Below are 20903 nucleotides of genomic sequence, written 5' to 3'. Positions count from 1 at the left end.
TTGCGGCGCTTTGCGGGCGGCACTAGGGTCGGGCCATGACAACAGCTCTCATCACCCACGAAGACTGCCTTGCGCATGTCACGCCGCCGGGCCACCCCGAGCAGGTCGCGCGCCTGGAATACGTCCTGCGCGCGCTGGAAGCGCCCGAATTCGATGGCCTGCGCCGGGTCACCGCCCCGCTTTGCGCCGACGACGATCTGGAGCGGGTCCATCCCCGTCGTTATATTCAGGCGATCCGCGACGCCGCCCCCGATGCGGGGACGGTCTCGCTTGATGCCGACACGCACATGTCGCCCGGCACCCTCGACGCGGTGCTGCGCTGTGCCGGCGCCAATGTCCGCGCCGTCGACCTGGTAATGTCCGGCGAGGTCGACAACGCCTTCTGCGCCATCCGCCCCCCCGGCCACCATGCCGAGCGTGAGACGCCCATGGGCTTTTGCCTGTTCGGCAGCGTCGCCGTGGGCGCGAAATACGCCTTGGCCAACCACGGGCTGAAGCGGGTGGCGGTGCTGGATTTCGACGTCCACCACGGGAATGGATCCCAGGACCTGCTGGAGGATGACGCGGGCGTGCTTTTCGCCTCGACCCACCAGATGCCGCTTTATCCCGGCACGGGCGCTGCCGACGAGACGGGCGCCCATGACAATGTCATCAACGTGCCGCTGCCCCCCGGCGCCGGCAGCGACCAGTTTCGCAGCGCGTGGGAGGCCCATATCCTGCCCCGCGTGCGCGATTTCGCGCCCGAGCTGATCATCATCTCCGCCGGTTTCGACAGCCATGCCGCCGACCCCTTGGCACAGATGATGTTGAAAGAGGCCGATTTCGCTTGGGTGACCCGCGCGATCTGCGACCTGGCCGACGATGTCTGCGAAGGGCGGGTGGTCTCCTCGCTCGAAGGGGGGTACGACCTTGACGCCCTGGCCGCCAGCACGGCGGTGCACGTGAAAACCCTGATGGAGCGCGGCCGATGACCGAGACCCCCATTGAAGAGATGAGCTTCGAGCAGGCGATGCGCGAGCTGGAGACCGTGGTCGGCAAGCTCGAGCGCGGGGAGGTCGAGCTTGAGGAATCCATCCGCCTCTACGAACGCGGCGCTCGGCTGAAGAAGCGCTGCGACGAGAAGCTGAAGGAAGCCGAGGAGAAGGTTGCCGCCATCACTACCGATGCAGAGGGCAATGCCACCGGCGCCACCCCGGTCGACGGCCTCTGAATGTTTCGCGATGCCTTGGAACGGTCCGCCGGCGCGGTGCGCGACCGGCTGCAACAGGCGATCCTGGCCCAGCCCGGCGGAGAGCTGCGTGACGCGATGGCCTATGCCACCCGGGGCGGCAAGGGATTGCGCGGCTTCCTGGTGGTCGAGGGCGCGCGCCTGCACGGGCTGAACGGGGCCGGCCCGCTCAACGCCGGCGCGGCGGTCGAGGCGCTGCACGCCTATTCGCTGGTCCACGACGACCTGCCCTGCATGGATGACGACGACCTGCGCCGGGGACAGCCCACGGTCCACGTGAAATGGAACGAGGCCACAGCCACCCTGGCCGGCGACGCGCTTCAGACCCTGGCGTTCGAACTGCTGGCCCGGCCCGAGACCGCCGCCGATCCCGCGATCCGCATCGCCCTCGTCGCCCGGCTGGCGGCGGCCAGCGGCGCCGCCGGCATGGTCCACGGCCAGGCCCTCGACATCGCCGCCGAAACCGCCGCCACCCCCTTGGACCTTGCGCAGATCACCCGCCTGCAACAGGCCAAGACCGGCGCGCTGATCGAATGGTCCGCCACGGCGGGCGCGGTGCTGGCCGGGGCCGATCCGGCACCGCTGGCGCGCTATTCCCGCGCGCTGGGTCTTGCCTTTCAGCTTGCCGACGACATCTTGGACATAGAGGGCGACGCCGACGCCGCCGGCAAGCGCCTGCGCAAGGATGCCTCGGCCGGCAAGGCCACCTTCGTGTCGCTGCTGGGCCTTGAAGGGGCCCGAAGCCGGGCGCGCGAACTGGTGGCCGAGGCCGAAGCCGCCCTCATGCCCTTCGGGGCGGATGGCGAAACCTTGCGGCAGGCCGCGCGCTTCGTTATCGAGCGCGACAGCTGACAGGCCCAGGAGGGCGACAACCCGTGTCCGACCGACCCCTGACCCCGACCCTTGACCGCGTGAACGTGCCCGCGGACATGAAGTCCCTGAGCGATGCCGAGCTGCATCGCCTGGCGGATGAGCTGCGCCGCGAGACGATCTCGGCCGTGTCCGAGACCGGCGGCCATCTCGGCGCGGGCCTCGGCGTGGTCGAGCTGACGGTCGCGTTGCACGCGGTCTTCGACACGCCCCGCGACCGCATCATCTGGGACGTCAGCCACCAGTGCTATCCCCACAAGATCCTGACCGGCCGCCGCGATCGCATCCGCACCCTGCGCCAGAAGGATGGCCTTTCTGGCTTCACCAAGCGCAGCGAAAGCCCCTACGATCCCTTCGGCGCGGCCCACAGCTCGACCTCGATCAGCGCGGCGCTGGGCTTTGCCGTGGCCCGCGATCTGGGCGGCGCCCCCGATCCCGGACTCGGCGACGCCATCGCCGTCATCGGCGACGGGGCGATGTCCGCCGGCATGGCCTATGAGGCGATGAACAACGCGGGCCACCTTGGCAAGCGGCTGATCGTCATCCTCAACGACAATGAGATGAGCATCGCGCCCCCCGTGGGTGCCATGTCCGCCTATCTGTCGCGGCTCTACGCCGGCGCGCCCTTTCAGGAATTCAAGGCCGCCGCCAAGGGCGCGGTCAGCCTGCTGCCCGAACCCTTCCAGCAGGGCGCCCGCCGGGCCAAGGAAATGCTCAAGGGCATGGCCGTCGGCGGCACCATGTTCGAGGAGCTGGGCTTTTCCTACGTGGGCCCCATCGACGGGCACGACCTGGACCAGTTGCTGCCGGTTCTGCGCACGGTCAAGGCGCGGGCCACCGGCCCCATCCTGATCCACGCCCTCACGCGCAAGGGCAAGGGCTATGCCCCGGCCGAAGCCGCGATCGACCGCGGCCATGGGGTGGCCCGCTTCGACGTGGTGACCGGCAAGCAGAAGAAATCCCCCTCCAACGCGCCCAGCTACACCTCGGTCTTCGCCAAGTCGCTGATCCGCGCAGGCGAGGCCGACGACCGCATCGTCGCCATCACCGCCGCCATGCCGGACGGCACCGGGCTGAACCTCTTCGCCGAACGCTTCCCCACCCGCTGCTTCGATGTCGGCATCGCCGAGCAGCACGCGGTCACCTTCTCGGCAGCGCTGGCCGCAGGGGGAATGCGGCCCTTCTGCGCGCTCTACTCGACCTTCCTGCAGCGCGGCTACGACCAGGTGGTGCACGACGTCGCGATTCAGCGCCTGCCGGTGCGCTTCGCCATCGACCGCGCCGGTTTGGTGGGCGCCGACGGGGCCACCCATGCCGGCGCCTTCGACATTGCCTTTCTTGCCAACCTGCCCGATTTCGTGGTCATGGCCGCCGCCGACGAGGCCGAGCTGGTGCATATGGTCGCCACCGCCGCCGCTTATGATGCGGGCCCCATCGCCTTCCGCTTCCCGCGCGGCGAGGGGGTCGGCGTCGAGCTGCCCGAAAAGGGCCAACTTCTCGAGATCGGCAAGGGCCGCATCATCCGCGAGGGCGCGCGGGCCGCGATCCTTTCCTTCGGCACCCGCCTGGCCGAGGTGGAGGCCGCCGCTGAAACCCTGGCCCAGATGGGCATCACCCCCACCGTGGCCGACGCCCGCTTCGCAAAGCCCCTGGACCGGGATCTCATCCTCGATCTCGCCGCCCGGCACGAGGCGGTGATCACCATCGAGGAAGGGGCCGTCGGCGGCTTCGGCAGCCATGTGGCCCAGCTTCTCTCGGACGAGGGGGTGTTCGACAAGGGGCTGCGCTTCCGCTCGATGGTGCTGCCCGACACCTTCATCGACCAGGCCTCGCCGGCCGACATGTATGCCATGGCCGAGCTGGATGCGCGCCACATCGTACAGCGCGTCCTCGACGCGCTCGGCATCGCCGACATCTCCAGCCGCCGCGCCTGAGGGGGGCGCCCCCCGCCTTCATTGTCGCGAAAATATCCCCGCCGGAGGCCCGGCCTGCCCCAAGGCCTGCCGGCTCAGCCGTGGGGGTCGTCGCGCAACAGTGCCGCCAGCCCGCTGCGATAATCGGGATAGGCCAGTGCCACCCCCAGTTCCTCGTGCATCAGCCGGTTCGAGACACGCTTTGACTCGCTGTAGAAGCTGCGCGCCATGGGCGAAAGCTCGGCGCTCTCGAAATCGACCTCGGGCGGCACCGGCAGGTCCAGCAGCCGCGCCGCGTGGGCGATGACATCCTGGGGCGGGGCCGGATCGTCGTCGCAGACGTTGTAGACCGCCCCCGGTCGCGGCGCCGCGATCGAGGCGTCGAGTACCCGCGCGATATCCTCGACATGGATGCGCGAAAAGACCTGCCCCGGCTTCACGATCCGTCGGGCCGTGCCCTGGCGCAGCTTGGCGAAGGGGCCACGCCCCGGGCCGTAGATCCCCGCCAGCCGGAAGATATGCAGCGGCAGACCGCTGCGCGCGGCCAAAGCCTGCCACCCGCTCTCGGCCTCGACCCGCGCGCGTCCGCGCGCGGTCGCGGGATCCAGGGCCGAGGCCTCGTCGACCCAGTCGCCGCCCCTGTCGCCATAGACGCCGGTCGTCGACAGATACCCGGCCCAGCGGATCCGGGGCGCCAGCGCCGCGATGCGCTGGGCGGCCATGTTCAGCACCGGGTCGCCGTCCGCGTCGGGCCCGGCCGAGATCAGCAGGTGATCGGCCCGCGCCAGACCTTCGAGCCACGGCTCGCCACCCCCCTCGTTCAGAACCACCGGAATGGCCCCGGCGCTGGCAATTTCCTCGGCCCGGCCCGCGTCGCGGGTGGTGCCGTGCACGGTCCAGCCCTTTCCGACGAGGCGGCGGGTCAGGGCGGCGGCGCTGTAGCCATGCCCGAAGATGAAGAGCGTTTTTTCCATGATCCCCTTGTCGGGCAAAGGCCGGGCCGGTGCAATCGCCACGAAGGGGGCGGGGACCCAAGGGCAGCCGGGAGGATCGGGGCTGGCATCCGCGGCGAAACTGAATTCTAACTGGGAAAAGCGAAAGGATCCGAACGGCCATGCCCACCCAACTGCCCGTCGTCACCCCCGACCTGCCGGAGGCGCAGACATTCGACAACGCCGAGGCCGCCGTCGCGCGGCTGGAAGAGCTTTACGCCGGCGGCACCCGTTTCCTTGCCGAACGTTTCACCGAGGCCGCCGCCCAGCACAGCCCGACCCGCCGCTACCGCGCCTATTACCCGGAGATTCGTCTGACCACGACCAGCTATGTCCAGGTCGACAGCCGCCTCTCCTATGGCCATGTCTCCCAGCCGGGCAGCTATTCCACGACCGTGACGCGGCCGGACCTCTTCCGCCAATACCTGATCCAGCAGATCGGCCTTTTGATGCGCAACCACCGGGTTCCGGTGCGGATCGGCCTGTCGGACACGCCCATTCCGCTGCATTTCGCCGTCGCGGGCGATCCCGATCTCAGCGTGCCCCAGGAAGGGGCGATGGCCTTTCCGCTGCGCGACGTCTTCGATGTGCCGGACCTCAACACCACCAACGACGCCATCGTAAATGGCTATGGCTTCACCCATCCCGACGGCTCGGGGCCGCTGGCGCCCTTCACCGCACAGCGTATCGACTATTCGCTGGCGCGCCTCGAGCATTACACAGCCACTAGGGCCGAGCATTTTCAGAACCACGTCCTGTTCACCAACTACCAGTTCTACGTCGAGGAGTTCGAGGCCTACGCCCGCATGAAGCTAGACGAGGATGACAGCCCCTACGTGGCCTTCGTCGGCCCCGGCAATCAGGAGATCACGGAGCCCCATTCGCCCCTGCCGGGCCCCGAGAAGCTGCCGCAGATGCCGGCCTATCACCTCAAGCGCGCCGACGGGCAGGGAATCACGCTGGTCAATATCGGTGTCGGCCCCTCGAACGCCAAGACGGCCACCGATCACATCGCGGTCCTGCGCCCCCATGCGTGGCTGATGGTCGGTCACTGCGCCGGGCTGCGCAACAGCCAGCGGCTGGGCGATTTCGTCCTGGCCCACGCCTATCTGCGCGAGGATCACGTGCTGGACGACGACCTGCCGGTTTGGGTGCCGATTCCCGCTCTGGCCGAGATCCAGATCGCGCTGGAAAACGCGGTCGAGCAGGTGACCGAGCTGACGGGGTTCGAGCTTAAGCGGATCATGCGCACCGGCACGGTGGCAACCATCGACAACCGCAACTGGGAGTTGCGGGATCAGTCCGGCCCGGTGCAGCGCTTGTCCCAGTCCCGCGCCATCGCGCTCGACATGGAAAGTGCGACGATCGCGGCAAACGGCTTTCGCTTCCGCGTGCCTTATGGCACGTTGCTGTGTGTTTCGGACAAACCCCTCCACGGAGAGCTGAAGCTGCCGGGAATGGCGTCGGATTTCTACAGGACACAGGTCCTCAGGCACCTGCTGATCGGAATTCGCGCTATGGAGGAGTTGTCGGAAATGCCGCTCGAGCGCCTTCATTCGCGCAAATTGCGTAGTTTTGAGGAAACAGCTTTCCTCTGATTTGGGGAAATCGACCGATTTTCCGCCGAAACAGCCTTATTTTCCTACACTAATTGTTGTGCGAGACCACAACATGCACTTAAATGCCTGCATCATGGCCCTATAGAAGGTGGCCAGAACGAGGAGATGATTACATGGCACAAAAACCCATGACGAAGACCCAGCTGGTCGCCACCCTGGCCGAACGGGCCGATCTGGACAAGAAGACCGCTGCTGCCGCGCTGGACGCGCTGACCGGCATCGTCACCGAGACCGTCGCCGAAGGCGGCGCCGTCACGCTGCACGGCCTGGGCAAGTTCTACTGCCGCGAGCGCCCCGAGCGCATGGTGCGCAACCCCGCCACCGGCGAGCAGATCAAGAAAGAAGCCGACCGCGTCGTCAAAGTGACCGTCGCCAAGGCCCTCAAGGACAGCGTCAACGAGTGACGCTTGCACAGCCTTGCTGAATGACTAGGGTCGCCTTCGGGCGGCCCTTTTCATTTCGGGGGCGGCCCCGACATCGCGCATGGCCCAGGCATACGCGCCGCATTTTGTGCCGCGCGCCCCGGGACCCCGACCCAGACGGAGAGAGAGATTGGATTTCAAGGCGCTTCTAATGGGCCTGGCCTTTGCCCTGATGTGGTCCTCGGCCTTCACCTCGGCGCGGATGATCGTGGCCGACGCCCCGCCGCTTGCGGCCCTGTCGGCGCGGTTCCTGGTGTCGGGTTTGCTGGGCATAGGCATCGCCATGGCGCTTGGCCAAAGCTGGCGCCGGCTGGATCGACGGCAATGGTGGGCAATCGTGGTTTTCGGCGTCTGCCAGAACGCGCTTTACCTCGGGCTGAACTTCGTCGCGATGCAAACGATCGAGGCGTCGCTGGCCGCGATCATCGCCTCGTCCATGCCGTTGCTGGTGGCGCTGGCGAACTGGCTGATCTTCCGCGAACGGCTGCCCCTTCTGGGAGTGGCAGGGCTGATCGCGGGCTTCGTCGGCGTCGCCTTTATCATGGGGGAACGGCTGGGCACCGGGGCCGATGCCTGGGGGATCGTTCTGTGCATCATCGCCGCCGTTGCCCTGGCCTTTGCCACGCTGGCGGTGCGGGGGGCATCCTCGGGGGGCAACATCCTGATGATCGTGGGGCTTCAGATGCTGGTCGGCTCGGCCGTGCTGTTGCCGGTGTCGCTGATGACCGAGACCCTGTGGATCAACCCGACGCCGCGCCTCTTCATGGCCTTTGCCTACACGACGCTGGTGCCGGGGCTGGCCGCGACCTGGGTGTGGTTCATGCTGGTGGGTCGGATCGGCGCCACCCGCTCGGCGACCTTCCACTTTCTCAACCCGTTCTTCGGGGTGCTGGTCGCCGCGGCCCTTCTGGGCGAGACGCTGAACCTGACCGACCTGATCGGGGTGCTGATCATCATGGCCGGCATCCTGGCGGTCCAGATGTGCCGGGTGACAACGGTGGCCGCGCCCGCCGTGCCCGCCGCCCCGGCCACGCGAAGCGGGCGGCCCGACTAGCGGCGATACCCAGGGATCAGCCAGCGCGCCCGCACGGGCGGGTAGTCAGCCGATGTGGCCGCGCGGCCCGTCGCCGACCTGGCCGCGATGCAGCAGCAGGTGATCCAGCAGGATGCAGGCCATCATCGCCTCGCCCACGGGCACGGCGCGGATGCCGACGCAGGGGTCGTGGCGGCCCTTGGTCACGATCTCGGTCTCTTCGCCGGCGATGTTGACCGTGCGCCGGGGCGTCAGGATCGACGAGGTCGGCTTGACCGAGAAGCGCACGACCACGTCCTGCCCGGTCGAGATGCCGCCAAGGATCCCGCCCGCATGGTTCGAGGAAAAGACAGGACCGTCGGGGCCCATCGTGATCTCGTCGGCGTTCTCCTCGCCCGTCAGGGTGGCGGCGGCCATGCCTTCACCGATCTCGACGCCCTTGACCGCGTTGATCGACATCATGCCGGCGGCAAGGTCGGTATCAAGCTTGGCGTAGACCGGCGCGCCCAGGCCGGCGGGCAGGCCGCTGGCCGTCACCTCGATCACCGCGCCGACCGAGCTTCCGGACTTGCGCAGACCGTCGAGGTAGCCCTCCCACTCGCTGGCGGCGACGGGGTCGGGGCACCAGAAGGGGTTGCGCGCGATCTCTTCGGCATCATGGCGGGCGGGATCGGTTGCATGCACGCCCATGCGTGTCATGTAGCCGGAGATACGCAAACCGGGCATCAGCACCGACAGCGCGGCCCGCGCCACGCCGCCTGCCGCCACCCGCGCGGCGGTTTCGCGGGCCGAGCTACGTCCGCCGCCGCGATAGTCGCGGATGCCGTATTTCTGCCAGTAGGTGATATCGGCATGGCCGGGACGGAACTTGCTGGCGATGTCACCATAATCCTTGGACCGCTGGTCGGTGTTGCGGATCATCAGCTGGATCGGGGTGCCGGTGGTCTGCCCCTCGAACACGCCCGACAGGATCTCGACCTCGTCGGCCTCGCGCCGCTGGGTGGTATAGCGGTTCTGCCCCGGCTTGCGACGATCGAGGAAGGTCTGGATCATCTCGGCGTCCAGCGGGATCCCCGGCGGGCAGCCGTCGACGGTGGCGCCCAGGGCGGGCCCGTGGCTTTCGCCCCAGGTGGTGACGCGGAAAAGGTGACCGAAACCGTTGATGCTCATGCGATGCTCCTTTGCGCCGGTCTAGCGGGGCGGGGGCGGGGCCTCAAGTCTTATGGCGGAACGCGGGACGCCGTGGCGCGCATGGTGGGGGCCGGGGGCCACGCCGCGGGGACCCCGAAAGGCAAGGGGCGCCGCCCTTTCGGACGACGCCCCCGCGATCATGTGTGGCACGCGGCTCAGTGCTTGGCGCGGCGCGACTTGAACGGTGCCCAGATCTTCTTGTTGGTCAGGTACAGCAGAACCGCCAGCAGACCCAGGAACAGGACGGCCAGGAAGCCGACGTGCTTGCGGCCGTTCTGATGAGGCTCGGCCGTCCAGCGCAGGAAGGCCGCGACATCGATGGCCTCGCCGCGCAGGGTGTTGGCGGAACCGTCGGCGAAGGTCACGTCATCGCCGGCCAGCGGCGGTGCCATGGCGATCCAGCCGCCGGGGAAGACCTTGTTTTCGTAGAGGGTGACGCCCGCTTCCTCTTTCTCCTCGCCGGTATAACCCTGAAGGAGGGCCGCGATATACTCGGCGCCGCCGATGCCCTTGGTCAGCTGGTTGATGCCCAGGCCGTAGGGGCCGTGGAAACCGGCGCGTGCCTTGGCCATCAGGCTGAGGTCGGGAGCGCCCTCCAGCCCCGAAGAGGGGAAGGGATCGGTGGGTTTGCGCGGGCGGGTGTCGTCCAGTTCGGGATCGAAGATCTCGAACTGCTCGGCATAGGCGCGGACCTGATCCTCGGGCAGCGCGGGGCCGCCCTCGTCGTGCAGGGTGCGCAGGGGGACGTATTTCAGCCCGTGACAGGCCGCGCATACCTCGGTGTAGACCTGCAGGCCGCGCTGCAGCTGGTTGCGGTCATAGGCGCCGAAGATCCCGTCGAAGGGAAAATCGATGTTCTCGATCTTGCCTTCGGATTCGGCGGCCATGGCCGGCCCGGCGACAAGCGCCGGCGCCAGGGCCAGGGTGGTGGCAATGGTCAGGGCCAGGTTCTTGAAGGTCACTTTCACAGTCCTTTCCATCATTCACTCGGCCGGAGTCGAGCCGGCGTTCAAGGCGTCGTCCACAGGACCGTAATGCGCCTCGAAGTCCTCCTCGATCGTCTCGGGACGGGCCAGCGGCTTCTCGATCACGCCCAGCAGGGGCAGGATGACCAGGAAATAGGCGAACCAGTAGGCCGATGCGATCAGCGAGAAGGTGGCGTAAGGCTCTTCCGCCGGCATGGCGCCCAGCCACATCAGGACGACGAAGTCGACGACCAGCAGGGCGAACCACCATTTGAACATCGGGCGATAGCGGCCCGAACGCACGCTGGAGGTATCGAGCCAGGGCACCAGGGCCATGACCGCGATGGCGCCGAACATGGCCAGCACGCCGAAGAACTTGGCGTCGATCACGCCGCCGGTGACGAAGCTGGCGATCTGAACGACCCATACGTCCGAGGTGAAGGCCCGCAGGATCGCGTAGAACGGCAGGAAGTACCATTCGGGGACGATATGCGCCGGCGTCGCCAGGGGGTTTGCCTCGATGTAGTTGTCGGGGTGCCCGAGGTAGTTGGGCATGAAGCCGACGATGGCGAAGAAGACCACCAGGATCACGACCAGCGCGAAGAGGTCCTTGATGACGAAGTAGGGCCAGAAGGGAACGGTATCACGCTCGGCTTCCGCGCGGCTGCCACGGCGAACCTCGACCCCGGTGGGGTTGTTGTTGCCGGTGGTGTGGAAGGCCCAGATATGCACGATCACCAGGCCCGCGATGATGAAGGGCAGCAGGTAGTGCAGCGAGAAGAAGCGGTTCAGCGTCGGGTTGCCGACCGCCGGTCCGCCCAGCAGCCAGGTCTGGATCGGCTCGCCGATCAGGGGGATGGCGCCGAAGAGGCCGGTGATGACCGTCGCACCCCAGAAGGACATCTGACCCCAGGGAAGGACGTAACCCATGAAGGCGGTGCCCATCATCAGCAGGTAGATCAGCATGCCGATGATCCAGGTGATCTCGCGCGGGGCCTTGTAGGACCCGTAGTAGAGACCGCGGAAGATATGCGCGTAGACGGCGACGAAGAAGAGCGAGGCGCCGTTCATGTGCAGGTAACGCAGCATGTAGCCGCCGTTGACGTTGCGCATGATGTGCTCGATCGAGGCGAAGGCCATGTCGACATGGGGGGTGTAGTGCATCACCAGCACGATGCCGGTGGCGATCTGCAACACCAGGCAGAAGGCCAGGACAATCCCCCAGATCCACATCCAGTTCAGGTTCTTGGGCGTGGGGATCATCAGCGTGTCGTAAAGCAGCCCGACGATGGGCAGGCGCTTGTGAAGCCATCTGCCGCCACTGGTGGACGGCTCGTAATGGTCGTGAGGAATACCGGACATGCGCCTCTCCCTTAACCGAGTTTGATCGTTGTTTCGTCGAGGAACTCGGCCACCGGGACGGCGAGGTTCTCGGGGGCCGGACCCTTGCGGATGCGACCGGCGGTATCATAGTGCGAGCCGTGGCAGGGGCAGAACCAGCCGTTGAAGTCGCCGGCACCGTCGCCCAGCGGCACGCAACCCAGGTGGGTGCAGACGCCGATCATCACCAGCCATTCTTCCTGCTCGTCGAGGGCGCGGTTGGCGTCGGTCGCCTCTGCGTCGGGAAGGTTGGCGTTGCGCGCGACGGGATCGGGCAGGGCCGAAACGTCGACGGCGCGGGCTTCTTCGATCTCGTCGGGGGTGCGGCGGCGGATGAAGACCGGCTTGCCCAGCCATTTCACCGTCAGCTGGGTGCCGGGTTCGACACCGCCCACGTCAACGCGAATCGAGCTGAGCGCCTGGACATCCGCCGAGGGGTTCATCTGGTTGACCAGAGGCCAGACAGCGGCGCCCGTGGCGACGGCGCCTGCTCCGGCAGTTGCATAATACAGGAAATCCCGGCGAGTGCCTTCGTGGTCGTCAGCATGGGACACGAGCGTTACTCCCTTCAAAGGTGGTTTGTGGCCTCGGTCGCAAACGGCCCGGACGCCTCCGGGTCGCGGTTTGGTGTTTTCCTATCCACGGAGTTCGCCCGCGTCCAGCATGCATCGGCACACAGTTCGGGCCTATTGTCGCAGATTCGCATTTTTTTTCCGGAATAGCGCCATAAGGGACACGGTTGCCAATCCTCGGCCACAGGGCAAGGGGGCGGAAAAATTACTTGTTCTCCGTGTCCTGCATGGCATCTGCCGCCCTTGCGCCCCAGGTTCACCGGCCCCGCAGTGGACTGTCGCAACCTTGCCCCCACCCATCCATAGCGGCCGATTCCTCCCGTGGTCGCCGGTTTCCGGCCGGGTCCGTGCCCAGATCGCGAAGGCATGCTCGCGGAGAAATGCGCGCCCTTGCCCCGGGCGGGGGGTTGCGGCTGCCCCCGGCTTTGGCACAGGCTGTGCGCGATGGCTTCGCCCCCGGGCGACATTTTGGAGTGCTTCTCATGATCCGTTATCTGGCCCTTGCCCTCAGCATGCTCGTCGGCACGGTGCCGGCGGCGATGGCCGAGGTCGAACTCAGCTTCTACACCGGCGTGCAGTCGGCCCCCCACTCGGGCGTCAGCGGCAACGATCCCGGTGGTGTCGGCAATTTCGACTTCAACGCGAAGTGGGACGGACGCTCGTTCGAGATGCCGCCCTATTACGGCTTCCGCGCCACCTGGTGGCAGGATTCGCGCCTGGGCTACGGGGTCGAGTTCAACCACGCCAAGGTTTATGCCGATGACGCCACCCTGGCCAACAACGGCTTCAACCGGCTGGAGTTCACCGACGGTCTGAACCTTCTGACTGCCAATGTCATGTATCGCTGGCATCAGCCCCAGCGCGCCTGGACGCCCTACGTCGGCGCGGGCCTGGGCATCGCGGTGCCCCATGTCGATGTGCAGACCGCTGGCGGCAAGACCTTCGGCTACCAGATGACGGGCCCCGCGCTGATCGCCCTGGCCGGTGTCAGCTATCGTCTGACCGAAAGCTGGTCGGTCTTCGGCGAATACAAGGGCAGCTATTCACGCAACAAGGCGGACCTGGACAACGGTGGCCGGCTGGAGACCAACCTGGTCACCAACGCGCTGAACATCGGCGTCAGCTACAGTTTCTGACCGCGATGCAGCGGTTCTCGATTCTCGACCTGTCGCCGGTGCCCGAGGGCGGGACCGCCGCCGACGCCCTGCGCAACACGGTCGACTTGGCCCGGCTTGCCGAGGCGGAGGGGTATCACCGCTTCTGGCTGGCCGAGCATCACAACATGCCCGGCATCGCCAGTGCCGCGACGGCGGTGGTCATCGGTCATGTCGCCGGCGCCACCCGCACGATCCGGGTGGGTGCGGGGGGAATCATGCTGCCCAACCACGCGCCGCTGGTGGTGGCCGAACAGTTCGGCACCCTCGCCACGCTTTACCCCGATCGGATCGACCTGGGGCTTGGGCGCGCGCCCGGCACCGACCCCGGCACCATGCGCGCCCTCAGGCGCCACATGTCCCCCGAGGACCGTTTCCCCGAGGATGTCCAGGAGCTGATCGCCTATCTGGACGAACCGGGCGAGGCCCCGGCGCAGGTCCGCGCCATCCCGGGCGAGGGAACGGGCGTGCCGGTGTGGATCCTGGGGTCCAGCCTGTTCGGCGCGCAGCTGGCGGCCTATCTTGGCCTGCCATACGCCTTCGCCTCGCATTTCGCGCCCGCCATGCTGGGCGAGGCCCTGGAGGTCTATCGCAGCAGCTTCCGTCCCTCGCGCCACCTGTCGCGGCCTTATGCGATGATCGCCGCCGGGGTCTTCGCCGCCGACAGCGACGAGGAGGCCGAGTATCTCAGATCCTCCCAGCTTCTGGCCTTTGCCCGACTGCGCAGCGGCAGGCCCGGCAAGCTGCCGCGCCCGGTGCGCGATCTGTCCGCCGAGATCCCGGCCCCCCTGCTTGCCCAGGTGAACCAGGCGCTGTCCTGCTCGGCCACCGGCGCCGCGCCGCGCCTGCGCGAGGGGCTGGAGAGGATCATCAACCTCTGGAAGCCCGATGAGCTGATGGTCACGGGCATGATCCACGATCCCGCCGCGCGGCTGAAATCCTTCCGCATCGCGGCCGGGGTTCTGTCGGAGCTTCGCACCCCGGCCTAGGCCGGGGCCCGGTCAGCGCCCGGCGCGAAGCACCGCCGCCCGGTCCCCGCCATTCGCGCCATAGGCATGAAGGGTCGCGCGGCATCCTTGGGTCCACAGCAGCGTCAGCCAGCGTCCGAAGCTGTCGGCGAATCGCCCATCGGCCCCCAGATCACCGTAGATCTGGGACTGTTCCAGCCAGGCGGCCGGGCGGTCGCGGGCCGCGAGGGCGGCGATCTGCAACGAAGCCCAGTTCGGATCGTTGTCGGGGATGGGGCTGCCATCCTCGCGGGTGCCGGCGCACATCCGGCACCACAGCGCCTCGGCCAGGGCCAGCCCTTCGATCTGCGTGCCGGCAGCCAGCGCGTCGCGCAGCACGGGCAGCAGGAAACCGGGATGGCGCGAGGCCCCGTCGAAGGCCACCCGCCGGGTGGTGTCGATGATCGCCGGGTTGGCAAAGCGGCGGGCCACCAACTCGATATAGGCGGCGGGGGTCATGCCGGGCACTGGTGCCACATGGGGCGCGATCTCGGTGCTGACCACGTTGCGGAAGAACCCCGCGATGTCCGCGTCGTTCATGCAGGCGGCGATGGTCTCGACGCCCAGGATCTCGCCCGCGTTGGCCAGAAGCTGGTGGCTGGCGTTCAGCAGCCGGATCTTCATCGCCTCCCAGTCGTGGACCCGGTCCGAGAAGATGGCCCCCGCGCGGTCCCAATCGGGGCGGCCGGCGCAGAAATCATCCTCGATCACCCACTGGCGGAAACTTTCGTGGGTGACGGGGGAGCGGTCGTCGATACCCAGGCTGCGGGCCAGCGCGATCTCCTTCGGGCCGGTGGCGGGCACGATGCAATCGACCATCGAATTGGGAAAGCTGGCCTCGGCCTCGATCCAGTCGGCAAGCCCCGGGTCCGACAGCCGCGCCAGCGATACCACCACCCGCCGCAGGATCGCGCCGTTGCCCTGCAGGTTGTCGCAGGACATGGCGGTGAAGGCGCCCAGCCCCGCCCGGCGCCGCAGGGCGAGGGCGGCGACCATCGCGCCGAAGGCGGTACGCGGCCTGTAGGGGTTTTCTGCATCGTGGCGGATGTCGGGATGCGCGGTGTCCAGCGCCTCGCCCGTGGGCGTGCGGTAATAGCCCCCCTCGGTGACCGTCAAGGCGACGATGCGGATCGCCGGATCGGCCATCTGACGGATCAGGGCGGCGTTGTCCTCCTCGACCGGCAGGAAATCGATCATCGGGCCGATCACTTCGGCGCTGCTGCCGCCGGGATCGAGGGAGATCAGCGTCGTCAGACAGTCCTGCGCCAGCAGGCGGTCGCGCTGGATCGTGTCGGCGGGGCGCACCCCGGCCCCGACGATGGCCCAGTTCAGGGCCTGCCCCGCCTGCATCAGCCGGTGCAGGTACCAGGCCTGGTGGGCCCGGTGGAAATTGCCCAGGCCGATATGGACGATGCCCGGCCGCAGGGCGCGGCGGTCATAGCGCGGTCGGCCCACCGCGGCGGGCAGCCGGTCGAGGGTCGCGTCGGAAAGGGGAATCAGCTCATCCATTGGCCGCCATCCACGTTGTAGGTCTGCGCGACGACATAGGCGGCCTCGTCGCTGGCCAGGAAGATCGCCATGCCGGTCAGGTCCTCGGCCGTGCCCATCCGTCCGAAGGGGACAGAGGCCGCGACCTCGCGTTTTTTCTGGCCGGGGGGCTTGCCCTCGTAGCGGGCGAAAAGCGCGTCGACCCCGTCCCAGTGGTCCCCGTCGACCACGCCCGGCGAGATGGCGTTGACGTTGATCCCGTGTTCGATCAGTGCCAGCCCCGCCGACTGGGTCAGCGAGATGACGGCGGCCTTGGTGGCGCAGTAGACGGCGACCAGCGTCTCGCCCCGGCGGCCGGCCTGGCTGGCCATGTTGATGATCCGCCCGCCGCCTTCGCGCGCGATCATGTGGCGGGCGGCGGCCTGCATCATGAAGAGCGTGCCGGTGACATTGATGTCGAAAGCGCGGGCGTGATCCTCGCGCGTGATCTCGGTCAGGGGCGCGGCGGTAAAGACGGCGGCGTTGTTGATCAGGATGTCCAGCCGCCCGAAGGCCGCCAGCGTCTGCTCCATGGCCGCATCGATGCTTTGCTGGCTGCGCACGTCCAGGGGGACGGCGATGGCGCAGGCCTCCCCGCCATTCTCGGCACAGATGGCAGTGGCCTCGGCGCGGGCGCGGTCGATGTCGATGTCGGCCAGCACCACGCGGGCCCCCTCAGCCACGTAGGCGCGGGCGAAGGCCAGGCCGATGCCCCGCGCGGCCCCCGTGATGAGGGCGATCTTTCCCGTCAGGCGGTTCATGCGATGCGCAGTCCCTCTGCGTCGAAACGATGGAATTCCTGGGTCCGGGGTGCCAGGCCGATGCGGTCGCCGTGGCGGAAGCTGACCTCGCCGGGGGCGCGAACGGTGAGGGTCTCGGCAAGGCCTGTGCCGTGGACATGGAAGAAGGTGTCCGAGCCCAGGTGTTCGGCCACGCCGACCGTGCCCTGCCAGGGCGCGTCTTGCGCGGCCACGTCGATATGCTCGGGGCGGATTCCGATGGTGTGGGCGCCCAGGGCCTGCGCCGCCGCCCCCTCGATGAAGTTCATCCGCGGAGAGCCGATGAAACCCGCGACGAAGGTGTTGCGGGGGCTGCGGTAAAGCTCCAGCGGGGAGCCGACCTGCTCGATATGGCCGGCGCGCAGAACCACGATGCGGTCGGCCATGGTCATGGCCTCCACCTGGTCGTGGGTGACGTAAATCATCGTCGTCGCCAGTCGCTTGTGCAGCTCGCTGATCTCGAGCCGCATGCCGACCCGCAAGGCCGCGTCCAGGTTCGAGAGCGGCTCGTCAAACAGGAAGGCCGAGGGTTCGCGCACGATCGCCCGGCCGATGGCCACGCGCTGACGCTGGCCACCGGACAGCTGGCCGGGGCGCCGGTCCAAATAGTCGGTCAGGTTCAGCGCCTCGGCCGCCTGTGCGATCCGGCGGTCCTGCTCGTCCTTGGGCAGGCCGGCCATGCGCATCGGAAAGGCGATGTTCTTGCGCACGCTCATGTGCGGATAAAGCGCGTAGGACTGGAACACCATCGCCAGGCCACGCTTGGCCGGCGGGATGCTGGTGGCGTCCTGCCCGTCGATCGAGATGGTCCCGCCGCTGATATCCTCGAGCCCGGCGATCAGCCGCAGCAGCGTGGACTTGCCACAGCCCGACGGGCCGACAAACACCGTGAACTCCCCGTCCTGGATCGTCAGGTCCAGCGGCGGGATCACCTCCACGTCGCCGAAGCTCTTGGTCACCTTTTCAAGCGTGATCTGTCCCATGATGATTCTTCCCTACTTGACCGCGCCGAAGGTGAGACCGCGCACGAGTTGTTTCTGGCTGAACCAGCCGAGGATGAGGATCGGAGCGATGGCCATGGTCGAGGCCGCGCTGAGCTTTGCGTAGAACAGGCCCTCGGGGCTGGAATAGCTGGCGATGAAGGCCGTGAGCGGGGCCGCCTTGGCCGCCGTCAGGTTGAGGGTCCAGAACGCCTCGTTCCAGGCCAGGATGATGTTGAGCAGGACGGTCGAGGCGATGCCCGGCACCGCCATCGGCGTCAGCACGTACAGGATCTCCTCGCGCAGGGTGGCGCCGTCCATGCGGGCGGCCTCCAGGATCTCTGCGGGGATCTCGCGGAAATAGGTGTAGAGCATCCACACGATGATCGGCAGGTTGATGAGCATCAGCACGAGTGTCAGGCCGATGCGGCTGTCCAGAAGGCCCATCTCGATGAAGATCAGGTAGATGGGATAAAGAACCCCCACCGCCGGCAGCATCTTGGTCGAGAGCATCCACAGCAGAATGTCCTTGGTCCGGCGCGAGGGCACGAAGGCCATCGACCAGGCCGCCGGCACCGCGATCAGTACGCCCAGCAGGGTCGAGCCGCCGGCGATGATGACGCTGTTCCAAAGGAAGCGCATGTAGTCCGAGCGTTCCTGCACGATGGCGTAATTCTCGAGCGTCCAGTCGAAGAACAGGAAGACGGGCGGATCGGCGATGGCGTCGGCCTCGGTCTTGAAGCTGGTCAGGACGGTCCAGAGGATGGGAAAGAAGATCAGCAGCCCGGCCGTCCATGCGGCGAGGGTGTAGATCAGCTTTCGGCGGGTCGAGACGGCGCGGGCCATGGCAGTTCCCTCCTCAGGCGTCGAGGTTCTTGCCGACGATCCGCATCAGGAAGATCGCGACGATGTTGGCAAGGATGACGGCATAGATGCCGCCGGCGGAGCCCAGGCCGACGTTCTGGCTTTCCAGCACGCGCTGGTAGATCAGGTAGGTCAGCGTGCGGGTCCCGAATGACCCCTGGGTGGTGACGAAGATCTCGGCAAAGATCGACAGCAGGAAAATGGTCTGGATCAGCACCACGACGGTGATGGCACGGCCGAGGTGCGGCAGAACGATGTGGCCGAAGCGCGAGAGCGGCGGTGCGCCATCCATCTCGGCGGCCTCAAGCTGTTCGCTGTCCAGGCTCTGGATCGCGGTCAGAAGGATCAGGGTCGCGAAGGGCAGCCATTGCCAGGCGACGATCAGGATGATCGAGGCCAGCGGCGCCTGGCTGAGCCATTGCACGGGCTCTGCCCCGAAAAACCCCCACAGGTGCGCCAGCAGGCCGTTCACCGGGTCCATGAACATGTTCTTCCAGACCAGGGCCGAGACGGTGGGCATCACGAAGAAGGGTGCGATCACGAGGATGCGGACAATGCCCTGGCCCCAGATCGGTTGGTCCAGCAGCAGCGCCAGCAGCACCCCGAAAGTGACGGTGATCGCCAGCACGCCGCCCACGATCACAAGCGTCGCCTGGACGCTGGGCCAGAAGGCCGACGATGTGACGAAACGAACGTAGTTGTCAAAGCCGACGCCGCCCAGGTCGCCGCCGCGCATGGGCAGGTATTTGCGAAAGCTGAACCACAGGGTCATCGTCAGCGGCACCAGCATCCAGCCAAGCAGCAGGATCACGGCGGGCGCCATCATCAGGCGGGCGGCGGAACGGGAATGTCTGGTGGCCATGACGTTTCTCCTCACAGGTCCGAATAACCGGCGGAATTACCGCGGCGCGATGGTGGCCTGACGATCATAATGGAATTTCGGAGCGTGTGGGCAGTGCGGGGCGCGGGGGCGGCAGCGCGAAGGCGGGCCCGGGCGCGAAATCGGGACGGGGTTCGGGGGGCGGGCGTGCCGCCCCCCGGGAAGGCGTCAGTAGCCTGCGGCTTCCATTTCCTCGGTGGTCAGGGCCTGTGCCTTGGCCAGCGCCTCGTCGATGGACTGCTGTCCGGCGAGGGCGGCCGAGAACTCCTGGCCCACCTGGGTTGCGATGCCCGCGAACTCGGGGATCGCGACGAACTGGACGCCGGTGTAGGGCACGTCGTCCACGGTCGGCTTGGTCGGGTCGGCCGAGTTGATGGAATTGAGGGTCATCTCGGCGAAGGGGACCTTCTGGTACTCGGCATTCTCGTAGAGCGAGCTGCGGGTGCCCGGGGGAACGTTGGCCCAGCCTTCCTTCTCGGCGACGAGGGCGGTGTATTCCTTGCTGGTTGCCCAGGCGATGAACTTCTTGGCCGCATCCTCGGCGTCGGTGCCGGCGGGGATCGCAAGGCTCCAGGCCCAGAGCCAGTTGCCGCGCTTGCCAAGGCCGTTATCGGGGGCCAGAGCAAAGCCGACCTTGTCGGCCACGGTCGAGTCCTTGGGGTTGGTCACGAAGGAGGCCGCCACGGTAGCGTCGATCCACATGCCGCACTTGCCCTGCTGGAACAGCGACAGGTTCTCGTTAAACCCGTTGGTCGAGGCACCCGGAGGACCATAGTTGTTCATCAGGTCCATGTAGGTGGTCAGCGTGGTCTTCCAGGCGTCGCCGTCGAACTGGGGTTTCCAGTCCGCATCGAACCACTTGGCGCCGAAGCTGTTGGACATGGCGGTCAGGAAGGCCATGTTCTCGCCCCAGCCGGCCTTGCCGCGCAGGCAGATGCCGTAAACCTCGGCGTCCTTGTCGGTCATCGCCTCGGCGGCCTTGGCGATGTCGCCCCAGGTCGGGGCATCGGGCATTTCCATGCCGGCCTTTTCCATCAGGTCCTTGCGGTACATGACCATGGAAGATTCGCCGTAGAAGGGCGCGGCGTAAAGCTCTCCGTCGACAGTCAGACCGCCGCGGATGGCCGGAAGGATGTCATCGGCGTCCCATTCCGCGGGCAGATCGTTGAGCGAGACCAGCCAACCGTTCTTGCCCCAGATCGGAACCTCGTAGGTGCCGATGGTCATCACGTCGAACTGGCCACCCTTGGCCGAGATGTCCTGGGTCACGCGCTGACGCAGGACGTTCTCTTCGAGGGTCACCCACTCGAGCGCGATGTCGGGGTTCTTGGCTGTGAAATCTTCGGTCAGACCCTGCATGCGGATCATGTCACCGTTGTTGACCGTTGCGATGGTCAGGGTCTTGCTGTGGCCTTCGGCAAACGCCGCGCCGGACACGGCAAGGGCCAGGGCGCTCGCCATGGCCGTCGAAACTACACGAATCATCCGATTATCCTCCCAGATTGCCTTGGATGTGGCATGGGAGAG

Annotated in this window: 20 protein-coding genes; 9 read left to right on the top strand and 11 right to left on the bottom strand. The window is 67.1% G+C overall.

All coding sequences use genetic code 11. The features are described 5' to 3' along the window. Nucleotides 1–35: 35 nt before the first annotated feature. The 4 genes from CLV77_RS12955 to dxs are packed head-to-tail and all read left to right on the top strand — an operon-like array spanning nt 36 to nt 4032. Complete coding sequence (locus CLV77_RS12955; RefSeq protein ID WP_076979925.1) at nt 36–971, top strand: histone deacetylase family protein; 936 nt, start codon at nt 36–38, stop codon at nt 969–971. Further along, nucleotides 968–1210: an exodeoxyribonuclease VII small subunit gene (locus CLV77_RS12950; protein ID WP_076979926.1), complete on the top strand. Its 243-nt coding sequence runs from the start codon at nt 968–970 to the stop codon at nt 1208–1210. The genes CLV77_RS12955 and CLV77_RS12950 overlap by 4 nt, the downstream gene beginning before the upstream one ends. Then, nucleotides 1211–2080: a polyprenyl synthetase family protein gene (locus tag CLV77_RS12945; protein ID WP_076979927.1), complete on the top strand. Its 870-nt coding sequence runs from the start codon at nt 1211–1213 to the stop codon at nt 2078–2080. A 23-nt stretch (nt 2081–2103) separates the two neighbouring features. Continuing rightward, the gene (dxs, locus tag CLV77_RS12940; RefSeq protein WP_076979928.1) at nt 2104–4032 is read left to right on the top strand and encodes a 1-deoxy-D-xylulose-5-phosphate synthase; all 1929 of its coding nucleotides are present in this window, start codon (nt 2104–2106) and stop codon (nt 4030–4032) included. Nucleotides 4033–4106: 74 nt separating this feature from the next. Here dxs and CLV77_RS12935 read toward each other — a convergent pair whose 3' ends face one another. Beyond that, the gene (locus CLV77_RS12935; RefSeq protein ID WP_076979929.1) at nt 4107–4985 is read right to left on the bottom strand and encodes an SDR family oxidoreductase; all 879 of its coding nucleotides are present in this window, start codon (nt 4983–4985) and stop codon (nt 4107–4109) included. A 140-nt stretch (nt 4986–5125) separates the two neighbouring features. On the opposite strand from CLV77_RS12935, the gene CLV77_RS12930 reads away from it, so the two are divergent. From CLV77_RS12930 to CLV77_RS12920, 3 genes are all read left to right on the top strand, one after another. Next, complete coding sequence (locus CLV77_RS12930; protein ID WP_076979930.1) at nt 5126–6601, top strand: AMP nucleosidase; 1476 nt, start codon at nt 5126–5128, stop codon at nt 6599–6601. 134 nt (nt 6602–6735) lie between these two features. After that, nucleotides 6736–7026 carry an HU family DNA-binding protein gene (locus CLV77_RS12925; protein ID WP_076979931.1) on the top strand — a complete coding sequence of 97 codons (291 nt, stop codon included), beginning with the start codon at nt 6736–6738 and terminating at the stop codon, nt 7024–7026. A gap of 148 nt (nt 7027–7174) precedes the next feature. Next, on the top strand, nt 7175–8098 hold the full coding sequence (locus CLV77_RS12920; protein WP_076979932.1) for a DMT family transporter: 924 nt from the start codon (nt 7175–7177) through the stop codon (nt 8096–8098). Between the two features lie 45 nt (nt 8099–8143). Here CLV77_RS12920 and aroC read toward each other — a convergent pair whose 3' ends face one another. From aroC to petA, 4 genes are all read right to left on the bottom strand, one after another. Next, complete coding sequence (aroC, locus tag CLV77_RS12915; RefSeq protein ID WP_076979933.1) at nt 8144–9247, bottom strand: chorismate synthase; 1104 nt, start codon at nt 9245–9247, stop codon at nt 8144–8146. A gap of 176 nt (nt 9248–9423) precedes the next feature. After that, nucleotides 9424–10215, bottom strand: coding sequence for a cytochrome c1 (locus CLV77_RS12910; protein WP_416171611.1), 792 nt, complete (start codon nt 10213–10215; stop codon nt 9424–9426). 36 nt (nt 10216–10251) lie between these two features. Continuing rightward, entirely contained in the window at nt 10252–11595 is a 1344-nt protein-coding gene (gene petB / locus CLV77_RS12905; protein WP_076979934.1) for a cytochrome b, read from the bottom strand. A gap of 11 nt (nt 11596–11606) precedes the next feature. Beyond that, the gene (petA, locus tag CLV77_RS12900; RefSeq protein ID WP_076979935.1) at nt 11607–12167 is read right to left on the bottom strand and encodes a ubiquinol-cytochrome c reductase iron-sulfur subunit; all 561 of its coding nucleotides are present in this window, start codon (nt 12165–12167) and stop codon (nt 11607–11609) included. Between the two features lie 500 nt (nt 12168–12667). Between petA and CLV77_RS12895 the strand changes: the two genes are divergently transcribed. Continuing rightward, a complete protein-coding gene (locus CLV77_RS12895) occupies nt 12668–13321 on the top strand; it encodes an outer membrane protein (RefSeq protein WP_076979936.1) in 654 nt (217 codons plus the stop codon). A 5-nt stretch (nt 13322–13326) separates the two neighbouring features. Beyond that, the gene (locus CLV77_RS12890) at nt 13327–14328 is read left to right on the top strand and encodes an LLM class flavin-dependent oxidoreductase (RefSeq protein ID WP_076979937.1); all 1002 of its coding nucleotides are present in this window, start codon (nt 13327–13329) and stop codon (nt 14326–14328) included. A gap of 12 nt (nt 14329–14340) precedes the next feature. Here CLV77_RS12890 and CLV77_RS12885 read toward each other — a convergent pair whose 3' ends face one another. The 6 genes from CLV77_RS12885 to CLV77_RS12860 all read right to left on the bottom strand — a co-directional run bounded on the left by CLV77_RS12885 (nt 14341) and on the right by CLV77_RS12860 (nt 20861). After that, on the bottom strand, nt 14341–15855 hold the full coding sequence (locus CLV77_RS12885) for a mannitol dehydrogenase family protein (RefSeq protein WP_076979938.1): 1515 nt from the start codon (nt 15853–15855) through the stop codon (nt 14341–14343). Then, the gene (locus CLV77_RS12880) at nt 15843–16634 is read right to left on the bottom strand and encodes an L-iditol 2-dehydrogenase (protein WP_076979939.1); all 792 of its coding nucleotides are present in this window, start codon (nt 16632–16634) and stop codon (nt 15843–15845) included. The genes CLV77_RS12885 and CLV77_RS12880 overlap by 13 nt, the downstream gene beginning before the upstream one ends. Beyond that, nucleotides 16631–17635, bottom strand: a complete 1005-nt coding sequence (locus CLV77_RS12875) for an ABC transporter ATP-binding protein (RefSeq protein WP_076979940.1) — start codon at nt 17633–17635, stop codon at nt 16631–16633. The genes CLV77_RS12880 and CLV77_RS12875 overlap by 4 nt, the downstream gene beginning before the upstream one ends. A gap of 12 nt (nt 17636–17647) precedes the next feature. Then, on the bottom strand, nt 17648–18478 hold the full coding sequence (locus CLV77_RS12870) for a carbohydrate ABC transporter permease (protein WP_076979941.1): 831 nt from the start codon (nt 18476–18478) through the stop codon (nt 17648–17650). A 13-nt stretch (nt 18479–18491) separates the two neighbouring features. Next, the gene (locus CLV77_RS12865) at nt 18492–19358 is read right to left on the bottom strand and encodes a carbohydrate ABC transporter permease (RefSeq protein ID WP_076979942.1); all 867 of its coding nucleotides are present in this window, start codon (nt 19356–19358) and stop codon (nt 18492–18494) included. A 186-nt stretch (nt 19359–19544) separates the two neighbouring features. Next, nucleotides 19545–20861, bottom strand: a complete 1317-nt coding sequence (locus CLV77_RS12860) for an ABC transporter substrate-binding protein (RefSeq protein WP_076979943.1) — start codon at nt 20859–20861, stop codon at nt 19545–19547. Nucleotides 20862–20903: the final 42 nt, after the last annotated feature.

It is taken from the genome of Brevirhabdus pacifica (genome assembly GCF_002797755.1).
GTDB lineage: Bacteria > Pseudomonadota > Alphaproteobacteria > Rhodobacterales > Rhodobacteraceae > Brevirhabdus > Brevirhabdus pacifica.
Note: the sequence above shows the minus strand (reverse complement) of the source record. Positions and strands in the feature narration are given on the sequence as shown.